This is a genomic window from Pseudomonas sp. EL_65y_Pfl2_R96, assembly GCF_963970905.1.
GTDB lineage: Bacteria > Pseudomonadota > Gammaproteobacteria > Pseudomonadales > Pseudomonadaceae > Aquipseudomonas.
Genome location: NZ_CAXAQH010000272.1, coordinates 1 through 489, shown reverse-complemented (window position 1 = coordinate 489; position 489 = coordinate 1). Strand labels below are relative to the sequence as shown.

The 489-nt window shown below is 62.0% G+C and carries 1 pseudogene; it reads right to left on the bottom strand.

Annotation, left to right across the window (positions count from 1 at the left end):
• Positions 1-489, bottom strand: a pseudogene (locus AACY49_RS30585) (hypothetical protein); the annotation flags it as partial.

Sequence of the window (489 nt, the reverse complement as noted above, 5' to 3'; positions counted from 1 at the left end):
CAGGTCGCCGACCTTGGGATCATAGCCATAGGCACCGTGGCTGCGCGTATCCTGGTACATGACGGTCGGGGTGACCGTCCAATTGCTGTCGAGATCGACCTTCAACGCCGCGCGACCGCCCGCGATTTCGGTGTCGTTATAGTCTTTCTTGACGAAGGCGCTGTTGTTGACGGTGAGGCCGTCCTTCACGCAATTGCCATTGGCATCGAAAGTGGTGCCGCTGCAGAAACGCCGCGTGCCCGGCACATTGTCGATATAGCCCGCATCGCGCTGGTAGAAACCGACGACGCGCAGCGCCATTGCGGGCGATAGCGGGATGTTGACCATCCCCTCGGCCTTGCCGCCAAAGCCGCCCTTGCTGACCTTATTGCCTTCGATATCGGCGCGGCCGTAGAAATGCGAGAGATCGGGCTGGTTGGTGATGATGCGGATCGTGCCCGCTTCGGACGAAGCGCCGTACAGCGTCCCCTGCGGCCCGGACAGGCTCTC